The 13,975-nt window shown below is 63.1% G+C and carries 12 protein-coding genes and 1 pseudogene; 5 read left to right on the top strand and 8 right to left on the bottom strand.

What is annotated here, in order from left to right; genetic code table 11:
- The first annotated feature begins 47 nt into the window (after nt 1–47).
- Together shc and QCM77_RS41540 are read left to right on the top strand one after the other, a co-directional pair.
- Nucleotides 48–2,015: a squalene--hopene cyclase gene (gene shc / locus QCM77_RS41545; RefSeq protein WP_279664969.1), complete on the top strand. Its 1,968-nt coding sequence runs from the start codon at nt 48–50 to the stop codon at nt 2,013–2,015.
- Entirely contained in the window at nt 2,012–2,761 is a 750-nt protein-coding gene (locus tag QCM77_RS41540) for a phosphorylase (protein ID WP_279664970.1), read from the top strand. The genes shc and QCM77_RS41540 overlap by 4 nt, the downstream gene beginning before the upstream one ends.
- A 150-nt stretch (nt 2,762–2,911) precedes the next feature.
- On the opposite strand, the gene QCM77_RS41535 is transcribed toward QCM77_RS41540, so the two are convergent.
- From QCM77_RS41535 to QCM77_RS41505, 7 genes are all read right to left on the bottom strand, one after another.
- Entirely contained in the window at nt 2,912–3,445 is a 534-nt protein-coding gene (locus QCM77_RS41535; RefSeq protein ID WP_279664971.1) for an REP-associated tyrosine transposase, read from the bottom strand.
- Nucleotides 3,446–3,624: 179 nt separating this feature from the next.
- Nucleotides 3,625–4,968: a (R)-1-hydroxy-2-aminoethylphosphonate ammonia-lyase gene (gene pbfA, locus QCM77_RS41530; protein WP_279664972.1), complete on the bottom strand. Its 1,344-nt coding sequence runs from the start codon at nt 4,966–4,968 to the stop codon at nt 3,625–3,627.
- 1 nt (nt 4,969) lies between these two features.
- Nucleotides 4,970–5,791, bottom strand: coding sequence for a phosphonoacetaldehyde hydrolase (gene phnX, locus QCM77_RS41525; protein ID WP_279664973.1), 822 nt, complete (start codon nt 5,789–5,791; stop codon nt 4,970–4,972).
- The gene (locus QCM77_RS41520) at nt 5,788–6,939 is read right to left on the bottom strand and encodes a TIGR03364 family FAD-dependent oxidoreductase (protein WP_279664974.1); all 1,152 of its coding nucleotides are present in this window, start codon (nt 6,937–6,939) and stop codon (nt 5,788–5,790) included. Before QCM77_RS41520 ends, phnX begins: the two co-directional genes overlap by 4 nt.
- Nucleotides 6,936–8,654 (bottom strand): putative 2-aminoethylphosphonate ABC transporter permease subunit, encoded by a 1,719-nt coding sequence (locus QCM77_RS41515; protein ID WP_279691097.1) that lies wholly within the window; start codon nt 8,652–8,654, stop codon nt 6,936–6,938. Before QCM77_RS41515 ends, QCM77_RS41520 begins: the two co-directional genes overlap by 4 nt.
- A gap of 15 nt (nt 8,655–8,669) precedes the next feature.
- Complete coding sequence (locus tag QCM77_RS41510; RefSeq protein ID WP_280096644.1) at nt 8,670–9,773, bottom strand: putative 2-aminoethylphosphonate ABC transporter ATP-binding protein; 1,104 nt, start codon at nt 9,771–9,773, stop codon at nt 8,670–8,672.
- 98 nt (nt 9,774–9,871) lie between these two features.
- Nucleotides 9,872–10,909, bottom strand: a complete 1,038-nt coding sequence (locus QCM77_RS41505) for a putative 2-aminoethylphosphonate ABC transporter substrate-binding protein (protein ID WP_279664977.1) — start codon at nt 10,907–10,909, stop codon at nt 9,872–9,874.
- A 577-nt stretch (nt 10,910–11,486) separates the two neighbouring features.
- Between QCM77_RS41505 and QCM77_RS41500 the strand changes: the two genes are divergently transcribed.
- The gene (locus QCM77_RS41500; protein ID WP_280096643.1) at nt 11,487–11,729 is read left to right on the top strand and encodes a hypothetical protein; all 243 of its coding nucleotides are present in this window, start codon (nt 11,487–11,489) and stop codon (nt 11,727–11,729) included.
- A 571-nt stretch (nt 11,730–12,300) separates the two neighbouring features.
- A complete protein-coding gene (locus QCM77_RS41495; RefSeq protein WP_280096642.1) occupies nt 12,301–12,690 on the top strand; it encodes a DUF6572 domain-containing protein in 390 nt (129 codons plus the stop codon).
- A 132-nt stretch (nt 12,691–12,822) separates the two neighbouring features.
- On the opposite strand, the pseudogene QCM77_RS41490 reads toward QCM77_RS41495, so the two are convergent.
- Nucleotides 12,823–13,320, bottom strand: a pseudogene (locus QCM77_RS41490) (REP-associated tyrosine transposase); the annotation flags it as partial.
- Between the two features lie 23 nt (nt 13,321–13,343).
- Here QCM77_RS41490 and QCM77_RS41485 point away from each other — a divergent pair.
- A complete protein-coding gene (locus QCM77_RS41485; RefSeq protein WP_462804396.1) occupies nt 13,344–13,586 on the top strand; it encodes an endonuclease toxin domain-containing protein in 243 nt (80 codons plus the stop codon).
- The last annotated feature ends 389 nt before the right edge of the window (nt 13,587–13,975 follow it).

Here is a 13,975-nt window from a genome sequence, read left to right as displayed (position 1 = left end):
GGTCAATTTCGGTCAATTTCAATCGACTATCGGAGCAATCGAGCGAGATGGATTCCGTGAATGCGACCAGCCGCGAAGCCCTGGAATCGAAAATATTGGAATCGAGCATTGCGTCGGCCATCGAAGGCGTCCTCGGCTTTCAGCAATCCGACGGCCATTGGGTATTCGAGCTCGAGGCCGATTGCACCATTCCGGCCGAATACATCCTGCTGCGCCATTATCTCGCCGAGCCCGTCGACACGGTGCTCGAGGCCAAGATCGGCAACTATCTCCGCCGCGTCCAGGGCGCCCATGGTGGCTGGCCGCTGGTGCATGAGGGCGAGTTCGACATGAGTGCGAGTGTGAAGGCTTACTTCGCGCTCAAGATGATCGGCGATTCCACAGACAGTCCGCACATGGTGCGCGCGCGCGAGGCCATGCACGCCCGCGGCGGCGCCATCAAAAGCAACGTCTTCACGCGCTTCATGCTGGCAATGTTCGGCGTCGTGACCTGGCGCGCCGTGCCGGTGCTGCCGATCGAGATCGTGCTGCTGCCGTTCTGGTCGCCGTTCCATCTCAACAAGATTTCCTACTGGGCGCGCACCACCATGGTGCCGTTGATGGTGCTCGCAGCACTCAAGCCGCGCGCGAAAAATCCGAAGGGCGTCGGCATCGACGAGCTGTTCCTGCAGGATCCGCGCTCGATCGGCATGACTGCCAAGGCGCCGCACCAGAGCATGGCCTGGTTCGCGCTGTTCCGCGCGCTTGACGGCATCCTGCGTGTGATCGAGCCGATGTTTCCCAAGAGCCTGCGCAAGCGTGCCATCGACGCGGCGCTCGCCTTCACCGAGGATCGGCTCAACGGCGAGGACGGCATGGGCGCGATCTATCCGCCGATGGCCAACATCGTCATGATGTACGACGCGCTCGGCAAGGACGAGACCTTCCCGCCGCGCGCGGTCACGCGCCGGGGCATCGACAAGCTGCTCGTGATCAAGGACGACGAAGCCTATTGCCAGCCCTGCGTCTCGCCGGTGTGGGACACGACGCTGACCGCGCACGCGCTGCTCGAAGCCGGCGGTGACAGGGCGGTGCCTGCCGCCAAGCAGGGTCTCGACTGGCTGATCCCGAAGCAGGAGCTCGAGGTGAAGGGTGACTGGGCGGTAAAGCGGCCCGATGTGCGCCCGGGCGGCTGGGCCTTCCAGTACAACAATGCGTATTACCCCGATCTCGACGACACTGCCGTGGTCGTGATGTCGATGGACCGCATGCGCCGGGAGCACGGCGCGAGCGGTTATGATGCCGCGATCGACCGTGCCCGGGAATGGATCGAGGGCATGCAGAGCGACGACGGCGGCTGGGCCGCCTTCGACGTCAACAATCTCGAATATTATCTGAACAACATCCCGTTCTCCGACCACGGTGCGCTGCTCGATCCGCCGACCGAGGACGTCACCGCGCGCTGCGTCTCGATGCTGGCCCAGCTTGGCGAGACCGCGAAGACCAGCAAGCGCGTGGCCGATGGGATCGCCTACCTCCGCAAGACCCAGCACCCGGAGGGCTCCTGGTACGGCCGCTGGGGCATGAACTTCATCTACGGAACCTGGTCGGTGCTGTGCGCCCTCAACATGGCTGGAGTTCCCCACACCGATCCGATGATGCGCAAGGCGGCCGACTGGCTGGCCTCGATCCAAAACCAGGACGGGGGCTGGGGCGAGGACGCCGTCAGCTACCGCCTGGACTACCGGGGATGGGAGGCGGCCCCTTCGACCGCCTCGCAAACGGCATGGGCCTTGCTTGCCGTGATGGCTGCTGGCGAGGTTGATCACCCGGCCGTCGCCCGCGGGGTGGAGTACCTGATTGCAACACAGAACGAAAAAGGACTGTGGGACGAGCAGCGGTACACCGCCACGGGCTTTCCCCGCGTGTTCTATCTGCGGTACCATGGTTACTCGAAGTTCTTCCCGCTGTGGGCGTTGGCGCGGTATCGGAACTTGCGGGACACCAACAGCAGGGTGGTAGGGGTCGGAATGTGACTTTGGGGACGGGGGACTATTTTACCGCGGGCAATGCCATTGATCCGCGGCCGATATTGATCGTGACTGGACTGGTTCAGGAGGCCCGCATCGCGGCCGGGCCCGGAATGGCGGTCATCTGTTCGTCGAGCAGCCCGACCCAGTTGCGGGCGCTGCTGACGGTGCTGGATCCCCAGACGATTCGCGGCGTGATCTCGTTCGGCGTGGCCGGCGGGCTCGACCCGACGCTGCGCTCCGGCGACGTCGTGCTGGCGACCGAAGTGCTCTCGGGCGATACCCGCTGGGCCGCCGGGCTGTCGCTCGGCGACGACCTCATTGACCGCCTGACGTCGGGGCGCCGCCGCGTGGTGCGCGGCAGCCTCGCCGGTGCCGAGGAAGTGGTCACGGGGCGCTCCTGCAAGGCGGCGCTGCATTCGGAGACCGGAGCTGCGGCCGTCGACATGGAAAGCCACATCGCGGCCGCCTACGCCGCCGAGGCCGGCTTGCCGTTCGCCGCTGTCCGCGTCATCAGCGATCCCGCCCATCGCGCGCTGCCGGCGCTCGCCCGCGCCGCCATCAAGCCGAACGGCCAGATCGACGTGCTGGCCGTGCTGCGCGGCATCGCGCGCAATCCGATCGCGCTGCATGCGCTGGTCTCGACCGGCCTCGATTTCAACCGCGCGCTGCGTAGTCTGCGCGGCTGCCGCGACTTCCTGATCGGCACCGAGCTGGTCGAGAGCGAGGCGCTGGTCTCCGAGGCGGCCTGAGCGGCTTCTTCGATCTGACAAAACAAAGGGCCCGGTCGTGCGACCGGGCCTTTTTTGATCTGCGTAGCTTGGTCGCCATCGGCGATCGGGCCTCGCAAAGCGTCACTGCGTAGGATGGGTTGAGCCCTCGCGAAACCCATCTCCTCTCGATCACCGCTCTCCATAATCGCGGCCATCAGCTGACTGATCGCCCGCCCAATCGGCTGGATAGTTGCCAAGCTCCACGTGACGATGAAACGAGGATGGCGCCCAGTTGCGTACCCGGTCGGCGAGCCCGTGCTTGACCGGATTGATATGAACATAGTCGATATGCCGGGCGAAATCGATTTCGTCGCGAATGGTGCGCTCCCAATATCTGCGTTGCCAGATGCCCCGTTCACCTTTGGCTGAACGGCTTCGGGATATCCTTTCGTTTCGCACCAGACCGCGCGAAAAGGTGGACTTGATCAACTGCCAGCGCATTGCAAAATCGGCGTCTCCTTCGGGCAACGTCCATACGGTGTGAAGGTGATCAGGCAACACCAGGATGGCATCGATCGTGAATGGATGGCGCTGGTGCGTCTCACGAAACGCCGCGCGCAATAGCTCGACATGATCCGTGAGCAACGATAGCTTCCGTCCCGCCAGATTGACGGTGAAGAAGAAGCATCCACCCGGAACGAAGTTGCGACGGTACGCGGTCATGGCGCAAATTTATCACCAAACAAGTGCGATGGGTTTCGCAAGGCTCAACCCATCCTACGGGCTGAGCGGCATCTTCGATCTGACAGACAAAAGGCCGGGTCGCGCGACAGGGCCTTTTTGTCTGGTGTCCGTAGCCCGGATGGAGCGCGGTGTCGCGAAGCGTGCGCGTTGCGATCTGCTCACAAGTCTGACATCGCCTCTTCGAGGATATCGAGGGCTCGGTCGAGTTCAGCGCGCGAGATCGTCAGCGGCGGGCATAGCGTGACCACGTTGCCGCCGCCGAGCTTGAAGCTCAGGCCTGCCTCCAGGCAGCGATACAAGAGGCGCTCCGCGAGCGCGTTGGCCTCGGCCTCGTCGCGGCGGCCGATCTCGACGCCGAGATAGAGACCTGCACCGCGCACCTCGGAGATCAGAGGGTAGCGGTCTGCCATCGATCGCAGCCGTTCGAGGGCGTGCGCGCCGAGGACACGCGCTGCGGCAAGCAGCCCTTCCTCCGCGATCACATCGAGCGTGGCAAGGGCTGCAGCGCAGCCGACTGGACTCTTCTCGTGGGTGTAGTGGCCGAGCGCTCCCTCGGGCACCACGTCGAGAGCGGCCCGCACCACCATGGCCGCCATCGGCATGATGCCGCCGCCCAGTCCCTTGCCGAGCACGAGAATGTCGGGCGCAGTTTCGGCCTGCTCGCAGACGAACATGGTCCCGGTGCGGCCGAGGCAGCTCGGCACCTCGTCGAAGATCAGGAGCGCCCCGTGCCGATCGCAGCTCGCGCGCACGCGGGGCCAGAAGCCCGGCGGCGGCAGTTCGACCGTGGTCCAACGCATCGGCTCGGCGATCACGGCCGCGACGTCGCCCTGCACCTTGAGGACATAATCGATGTAGTCGGCGAGCCGCTCATGCGCATGGCCGTCCCGTCCGAAGAATCGCGCGGCCAGTCCCGGCGGCGGCACATGCTCCGTGCCCGGCAGCAGCGGGCCAGCGCCGCGCCGAAACAGGGCTTCGCCGCCGACCGAGACCGCGTCGAGATTGGCGCCGTGAAAAGCATCCCACATGGACAGGGTCTTGTGTCGCCCCGTTGCATAGCGGGCGAGCTTCAGTGCCATGCCGATTGCGGCCGACCCGCTGGGGGCCAGCAGCACCTTCTCGAGGAGGGCAGGCGCCAATTCGGTCAGGCGGCGGGCGAGGTCGATGGCAGACTTGTTGGTGTAGCGGCGCGGGCAGAAGGGCAGGGTGTCGAGTTGCGACTTGATGGCCGCCACTACGCGAGGATGACCGTAGCCGACCTGATGCACGCTGTTGCCGTGGAAATCGAGGATGCGCCGTCCCTGGAGATCGACGATGTGGCTGCCTTCGGCGGCGGTGGCCACGTTCAGGCAAGGCGTCGACAGCGACTGTCGCAGGAACCAGCGCTCGTCCTCGTCGAGCCAACTTTGGGTCTCTGCGTCGAGGTGGCGCTTCTGAAACGATCGCCGCTCCGCCGACAAATTGACGTCGCCCTCGGAGGCGCTCATGTCAGACTCGCTCATGTCAGACTCCTGGCCGCTCTCCGCGGGCCAGCCGGCCCTCGATCGCAGCGATCACCGGGATGATGTCGGCGACGCCGTCGATCACGTAATGGGCGCCGGCGGCTGCCAGCCGTTCGCCTGCGGCCGCGCGCCGCTCGGCGAAGGCTTTCGGCGGCAACGCCGCAGTGTCGGCGAGCGACAACCCGAACACGTTGCCGGTGACGGCAACGCCGACGGTCCAGCAGCCGCCGTTGAGACCTTCCTTCATTCCGACCTCGGTGTCGTCGACCTTGACGCAGCTCCAGGCCGGCCAGACGGCGAGCTCCAGAAAGGCCTTGTAGAGCATGAACGGCGTAGGTCGGCCGTCCGGAGTGTCCCCGGTGCAAACGATGCCATCAGGCGCATAGCCTTGCGCAGCCGCAACCGGAATAACCTCGGCCATGATCTCGCGCGTGTAGCCCGTGCTCGAGCCGATCTTCAGGCCGCGGCGCCGCAAGCCGGCGACAGCCTCGGCCACGCCCGGTATCACGTCGGCGTAGCGGGCAGCGACCTCGACATTCATCGGCACGAACACCGCGTAGAGTGCATCGATGTCGGCTTCGGTTGGCTCGCGCCCATGCCTGTCGCGCCACTCGGCGGCGATCCGGGGCAAGCGCAGGAGGGCGGCGATGTGGGGGCGCTTGGCCATGCCCATGGGCCTGCGCGCCTCATCGACGGTGATCGTCACTCCGAAGCGCGCGAATGCCTCGACGAATACGCCCATCGGGGCCAGCGAGCCATGGTCCACCGTCGTGCCGGCCCAGTCGAACACGACGGCCCGGACGTGCTCGAATTTATCGGTCATGTGGCTCGGCTCCCGGACGTCAATTCGTCAAGCACTTCCTCGGCGATCGCAAACGAGGTGCTGGCGCCGGTACCGCTGGTGATCATGACGAGACGCACAGTTTCAGATGGGCGGTCGATCAGCATCAGCCGGTCGGACGCCGAGGCGTAGGTGCCGATCCAGCGCTCGCGGATCATCGGCGTTGGCCAGGCCAGAACCTGCCGGAATTCGTCCATGATCAACTCGTCCACTGTATCCGGACCGAACGGGTCCGGCGTCGCGTCGTAGTGGTGGGAATCGCCGACGACGAGCGAACCATCCTCGCTCTGCACGGCGATCAGATGCACACCGTTGGCCAGATGCTGGCCCTGCTCGGATTCGAGTCGCTGCTTCAGTGCGGCCGCCTCCGGCAGTTCGGCGTAGCCGAGATAGCGCACCAGGCCAAGGTCCGACATCACGGCCGCGTTGAAGCGCGGCATCGCGCTCGCCGATGCGACCCGCAGCATGTGCAGCTTGCAGCGGACGAGGCCGTAGCTCGCCAGGCGTTCCGGATAGAGGCTCAGGAAATCGTCGCCGGGGCAGACCACGCAGAGCCGGGCCCGGACCGGCCCCCGCGTGGTGTCGATGACCGGCGGTGTCACCGCCTTGGCCAGCGTCTGATACAGGAAGGTGACGCCGTGCACTTCGGCCAGCCAGCGCGCCAGTGCCGGCACCGCGATGCGCGACTCCACCCGCAAATCGTGCGGGCTCGCCAGCACGGCTTGCAGATGGTCGGTCCGCAGCATCGGGAAACGGCGGCCCGCCTCAGCCGGGCTTAGAAGCTCGCAACCCTCGCCCATCTCGGTGGTGCGGAATGCCTCGAGCACGGCCACGGCTTCCGGCCGCTGCACCGCGACCGCCAGTCCGACATGCTCGATCCTGATGCCCGCGGCCGAGGCCACTTCGGCCCAGACCTGCCGCGACCGCATCGCCCGCTGCCAGCATTGGCCGCGCTGCTGCCCGGTGACGGTGACAAAGCCGAAATTGCGGATCGAGGCGCCGTTCGCCCTTGCATCGCGCTCGATGACCACGACCCGCAAGCCCCGGCGCACGCCCGCAAGGGCATGGGCGAGACCGCAGATGCCGCCCCCGACAACTGCCAGATCGAATTCGTCTCCAGACACGCTCACCGCTTCCTCCACATCTGCGCGCGCGCAAGATAGCCCTGTGTGAGTAGCATGTAGATGGCTCGCGTTATGGCCGCGGTGGCGAACACCACCATGGCCATGGCCGCGGCCGGGGCCACGTCACCTGCGTCATCCATATTGAGCACGGCGATGGCCGCAAGCGTCGTGTGCGGCGCGTAGATGAAGACCACCGCAGAGACTGTCGTCATCGCGTTCACGAACAGATACATGGCGATATCCAGCACGGCCGGCAGGCAGACCGGCAGGGTCACTCGCATGAAGGTACGCCAAAACGGCACCCTGAGCGATGCCGAAACGGTCTCGAACTCCTGATCGATCTGCTTGAGCGCCGTCACCGCGGTCAGGTGCGAGACGGAGTAGAAATGCGAGATAGTGCAGATGACGAGGATGGCCATGGTGCCGTAGATGAAGTTAAGCGGATTGGCCGGGTTGTTGAAGAAGAAGATGTAGCCGAGGCCGAGCACCAGCCCGGGAACGGACAAAGGAAGCAGCGCGAGAAACTGCACGAAGCCGCGGACGTAGCGAAAGCGCGGGGTCTTCTCGACGAGATAGGCGCCGGCAAAAATCACCGGAGTCCCGAACAGCGCGGTGAGGCCGGCCATGACGAGCGAGTTGAAATAGCTGCGCCAGCCGCCGCCATCCATCATGTCGAAGTCGAAGTTCTTGAAGCTGGGCGTCAGATTGTAGGGCCAGGACGTCGCGATCGAGGCGAACAAGGACATGCCGAGAATGACCAGGATCGTGAACGCGATCAGCGAACAGGTCGCCAGCATCGCGCGATCGATCGTGGCGTCGGGCCTTGGCGCATACGGTACTGCGCGCGCGGAGAGCTGCGCCAACTGGCGCCGCTGCATGAGCTGATCGACGACGAAGGCCAACGCCGCGGGCAACAGCAGGATCAAGCCGACCACCGCACCCATCTGGAAATTCTGCTGCCCGACCACCTGTTTATAGATGTCGGTCGCGAGCACGTTGAACTTGCCCCCGATGACCTTCGGCACGCCGAAATCGGTGATCACCAGGGTAAATACGACGAAGACCGCACTGATCAGGCCATAACGTGCCCCCGGAATGGTCACCGTCCAGAAGGTGCGGCGCGGGCTTGCCCGCAGCGCTTCCGCCGCCTCATACAGACGCGCGTCCGAAATCGCCAGCGCAGTGGTGATGATGATGAGCGCGTGCGGGAAGGTCCAGAACACCTCGCCCATGACGATGCCGATCGGACCGTAGATCGATGCGCCGAACAGCATCCATTTGACGAAGCCCTGGTTACCGAACAGATAGACGAGGCTGATCGCAGGCAGCAACGAGGGTGCGAGAATCGGGATCTGCGCGATGATGCGGAACAGCCCCCGCCCTGGCATGCAGGTGCGGGTGAGTCCGTAGGCGTAGACGAAGGCGAGCAGTACGCAGATAACCGTGCTCAGCAGCGATACCCAGACCGAGTGCCAGATGGAATTGGCCAGCGCCGGGCTGGCGAAATAAGCTTGGAAATTGGCCAGGCCGACGAAGCTGCCATCAGCCGCCTGGAAGCTCTTGGACAGCAGCGCCCAGAGGGGCAGCAACACGGTGATGATCAACCAGAGGCCGAGCGCTACGACCGCGCCGCGCATGATCCAGTCGTCGTGCCCCAGCTTCTGCCGCAGGGGCGCCACCGCGGCGGTATGGTCCGGCAGACTCAGCGTCTCGGTCGCCATCGCTGGTTTCCCGTGTCAGGCGCTCGCAGAGCGCGGTTGGGCAAATACGCGCAACCGCTTCGGCGGCAGCGCGACCTCGATGGTCGCGCCCGAGGAAATGCCGAGGTCGCGCACGGCGTTAATCGAAAAGTCGGCCGAGAAGTTCAGTCCCGTGCCGCTCGCATGCAAGGTCGTTGCGAAATGATTGCCGATGAATTCCATGACGCCGACCTGGACTGACAGGCGATTGTCCGAATGCGCGCCGATGTCGCGCACCACCACGTCCTCCGGCCGAAGGCAGACCGTGACGGCCGCGCCCTCGTCGAGCGGCACTTCTTCGCTGAAGTCGAGCACGGCACCCCTGACATTCGCGCGCTTGCTCGTGAGGAGGCGCCCCTCCAGAAAGTTCATCTTGCCGACGAAGTCGGCGACGAAAGCCGTCGCGGGTCGGCCGTAGATCTCGTCCGGCGTGCCCACCTGCTCGATCCTGCCATTGCTCATCACCACGATCCGGTCGGACATGGTGCGCGCCTCCTCCTGATCGTGGGTCACCATGATCGTGGTCAGCTTGAGACGTTGCTGCAGATCGCGGATCTCGCCGCGCAGACGCGCCCGGACGCGCGCGTCGAGAGCGGATAGCGGTTCGTCCAGCAGCAGAAGGCCGGGGGATAGCGCCAGCGCGCGGGCGAGCGCGACTCGCTGCTGCTGCCCACCGGAGAGCTGTGCCGGATATTTGTCGGCTTGCTCGGGCAGACCGACAAGTTCGAGAAGCTCCTTGACCCGTTTGTCGATCTCGATGCGAGGTGTGCCGGCCGACACCAGGCCGTAGGCCACATTGTCCTTGATCGTCAGGTTCGGGAACAGCGCATAGGACTGGAACACGATGCCGAAATCGCGCTTGGCGACTGGCAACGTCGAGATGTCCCGCCCGCCCTGATGGATCGACCCGGTGGTCTGCACGTCCAGTCCGCAGATCGCGCGCAACAGCGTGGTCTTGCCGCAGCCGGATGGCCCGAGGAACGAGACGAACTCCCCGGGCATGATGTCGAGGTCGATATTGTCGAATGCCGTGAACGCACCGAACTTTTTCGAGAGGTTGCGGATGCGGAGATAGGGCACCGTCGTCGGCGTGCTGTCCATTGTACTGTCCCGCATTGACCGGCGGCGCCCATGCATCGCCGGCTTCGTCGCTCCCAGGATCCCCCGGGTCCTCAGTTCAGGTCCCTCAGTTCAGGTCCTCAGTTCTTGGGCTCGGACTTGCCGTCGTAGCGCTTGCTCCACTCCGCCAGAATTTTGTCGCGGTTCTCCGCGGCCCAGGCAAAGTCGTTCTTGATCAGCATCTTGTTGATGTCACCCGGGACGAACTCCATGGAGGCTGCGATGCCGGGCAACGCGACGACGGCGAAGTTCTCGGCGTAGAGCTTGTTGGCCTCCGCCGTCGCGGCCCAGTCGGCAAGCTTCTTCGCCGCCTCGGACTCTTTGGTGGTCTTCATGATTCCGATAGCCTCCATGTCCCAGCCGAGGCCTTCCTTGGGCAGGACAATGCTGATCGGCGCTCCACCTTTCTTGGTCTTGTTGGCGCGATACTCGAACGAGAGGCCGATCGCGTACTCGCCGGCCGCGGCCTGTCGGCACGGCTTGGAGCCGGAATGCGTGTAGGCCGCGATGTTCTTGTGAAGCTCGTCCATGTACTTCCAGCCCTCGTCCCAGCCGAACAGCTGGAGCCAGGCGGAGACCATCAGAAACCCGGTCCCCGAGGAAGCCGGGTTCGGCATGACGATTTGTCCCTGATAGAGCGGTTTAGTCAGATCGGCCCAAGAGGCGGGCTCCGGCAGGTTCTTCTTGCTGGATTCCACGGTGTTGACGCAAAAGGCCGATGCCCAGACGTCCATGCCCACCCATTCCGGCGAGGCAGCGGGATCGCGCATCTTGGCGTCAACCTTGTCGAGACCCGCCGGCGCGTAAGGCATCAACATGCCTTCCTTCTGCAGCAGCATCAGCGAGGTTGCGGCAAGACCCATGACCACATCGGCCTTGGGGTTTGCCTTCTCCGCAAGGAGCTTCGCGGTGATGATGCCGGTGGAGTCGCGGACCCAGAGGATGTTGATGCCCGGATTGCCCTTCTCGAACGCGGCCTTGTAGGGCTTGATCTGGTCGGCCTCCAGCGCCGTGTAAACGGTGAGGTCCGCCGCGCGAGCTGCAGTGCTGAGGCCGAACATAGCGGCGGCGATCGACACAAGAGCGCGTCGCAGACCGCTTGTCGTGCACAGGTTCATGTCGGGCTCCATCGATGTTGGCCACGGGCTGGCACCGTCCGGGCAGGGAACCAATATTGTTAGATGACATTTCCGCGACGTACATGTCGGATTTTGTGCACGGCGCGCCTCGATCGCGGTGTCTCTGCACATCTTAAGTGCACTGTCAGCGTAGCAACAGCGGGCCCGGTGCAAACGTCTGCTTCGAGACCCTCTTCAGCGGCCCCGCTCGGCGTGAGCGGTGCGGGGCGGCTCACCGGCGTCAGCGACAACAGCGCGGCCGTCACGGCGGCTGCGTCGCCTTCCGGGCCATATGTCGCAAGCTACAGCTATGTGAACCGCCCCGGGTTTGCCGGAGGCCATTTGGTTCAAGTTATGCCGCCATGGCGGCAAGCCCCTCGCTGATCATGATCTGAGCCACATCACGCCCGCGAACGGATAGCGCTCCGAATAGGCGTCCATAGTTGCAGAGCTTGGTACCTTTTAGGTCGGGCTTGCAGGCGCTGTAAATGCTGATTGAATAGTGACCCCATCGGCACCGTCGGGACCCCTTCAAGCCATTGATTTCGCTAAATGGGATGATGTGACCCCCACGCCGATGATGGTCGAGACCCCGCGCCGAAACACAGCGTATTTGCAAACCGCGCTCCAGGTTGCACAGAGCCAGAGTGCCAAGTCATTCGAGTTGCGGGCCGCGATCAGTTTGGCCCGACTCCGGCGTGACCAGGGCAAGCACTCTGAGGCCCGCGCTCTGCTCGCGCCGGTCTACGGCTGGTTCACCGAGGGCTTCGACACCCGTGACCTAGAGGAAGCGAAGGCGCTGCTCGACGAGCTCTCGTGATAAGGCCATCGAAATGACCAACAGGATGTAACGAACTTGGGTCAGGAGCGCGTTTCTGACCCAAATTCCTTACAAGGATTCGACTCGCGCCGGCGTCCCAATGATGGCAACGTGACCGGGCTGCGGTGCTACACTCGATGCTACACCGGGCTGCTACACCGTCTCTGCCGGCGGTTTGGGAAACGCCTTGTTTTGAAGGGATTCTGCGTCGTCGCGGTGCGATCGCGGAGGGAAAGAAACTAGAAAAAAACTTGCTCTACCGCTGCATCCGAGAACCTCTCGGGGACGCAAGCTGCGCCTCCTTCAACATGCTCTCCAAATGCGCCCGACACATGAGTAGTCCGCGATAACAGCTCATTGGCGGCTGGCTGATATCAGTTACGAATGAGGCTACCGGCGTGCCACGCTAAGGTTCAGCTTCGGGGCCCAAGAAACGCACGTGAAGGGTTACGACAAGAGCCGGGCAAGATAAAAGGGCTGGCTCTATAAGGCGAAGAACGTTGATTGACAGCAGCTTTAACACCAAACCGAAAACCCTAGCTTTCCCGGAGATCGGTCAGACGGGGGCACAATGGTCGGTTTCCCCGGTGGAACGAAGCTCTCTCCGACGGCCGTCCAAAGTATGAATATGTCAGTAGATCAGGCAGATACAATTGACGTCGCGACCATCGACAAGGCTTCCGGTGAGCTATGGCTCACGATCAGCGATCATCTGCCGTGGGACGACAACGAAGGCGACCATCTCGTCCTTCTTCAGAACAAGCTCAACGCGTATCTTCGCTTTATCGAAAGTGGCGAGGTGTTCAAAAAGGTGCCCGATGCCAACGGGCGCGGTATTGTGATAAACTTGGTCGGGAAGTTCCCGCTGAGCCAAAAGGCCGACTTCTTCTTCGGGAAGGCGCGAGCCGCCATAGAAAGCGCGGGCTTTCGGTTACAGTTTGGCCTTATGCGCCCCAATTGAGCGGCTCTCGCTATTACTGTGACACCCGTGGACTGCACTGGACTGCACCCTTGAAGCCCGTAGGATGGGTTGAGCCCTTGCGAAACCCATCTCTTCCCGATCACCGCTCTCCGTAATCGCGGCCATCATCTGATCGCCCGCCCAATCGGCTGGATAGTTGCCAAGCTCCACGTGACGATGAAACGAGGATGGCGCCCAGTCGCGTACCCGGTCGACGAGCCCGTGCTTGACCGGATTGATATGAACATAGTCGATATGCCGGGCGAAATCGATTTCGTCGCGAATGGTGTGCTCCCAATATCTGCGTTGCCAGATGCCCCGTTCACCTTTGGCTGAACGGCTTTGGGATATCCTTTCGTTTCGCGCCAGACAGCGCGAAAAGGTGGACTTGACCAACTGCCAGCGCATTGCAAAATCGGCGTCACCTTCGGGCAACGTCCATACGGTGTGAAGGTAATCAGGCAACACCACGATGGCATCGATCGTGAATGGATGGCGCCGGCGCGTCTCACGAAACGCCGCGCGCAATAGCTCGACATGATCCGTGAGCAACGATAGCTTCCGTTCCGCCAGATTGACGGTGAAGAAGAAGCATCCACCCGGAACGAAGTTGCGACGGTACGCGGTCATGGCGCAACGTTGTCACCAAACAAGTGCGATGGGTTTCGCAAGGGCTCAACCCATCCTACGGGCTGAATGGATATGTAAACTCGATCGCGAACTTCGCCCCAGTAAATTGGGGTGCAGCGCAACTTGCAGGCTCACCTATCACCGCAAGGATAATTACCTTGGCAACTCCATCTGCGGGTACGGCGGCACAGCAGAATGCCATAAGCCAAGTTATTCAATCCGCGGCTGCGCGCGGTGTTACAGTCAATCCAGTTATATTTCCGTGAGGCCGACTTGAGGAAGGCTACTGCCTATCTGAGGCGCAACAAAGTCATCATCTGTCCGGTCTCGGACACCACGAATGGAGTGGGAGTGATTTCTGCGCCCGTCTTCGATCTTGAAGCGAACAATGTGCTTGGCTTAGGAGAAGCAACACTACAAGCCTTACAGCTTTCAAAAGATGGGATTCCGCACCCTGCGCCCGAGGAATGGAGCAAGCTATTTGATCCCATTCTCAATGCTGCGCGAGTCAGATCGTGGAATACATTCGAGAGCCGGTCCCGGAAATCTGCACAGGACGCTAAGTGGAGTTTCTGCCTGACGGCGGGCACGATAGGCCCCGCGAATCAGGAGAGACCATGAGCAGACGACCCCGCCGGAACCACTCACCGGCCTT

The organism is Bradyrhizobium nivariense (assembly GCF_029846695.2).
Lineage (GTDB): Bacteria > Pseudomonadota > Alphaproteobacteria > Rhizobiales > Xanthobacteraceae > Bradyrhizobium.
Note: the sequence above shows the minus strand (reverse complement) of the source record. Positions and strands in the feature narration are given on the sequence as shown.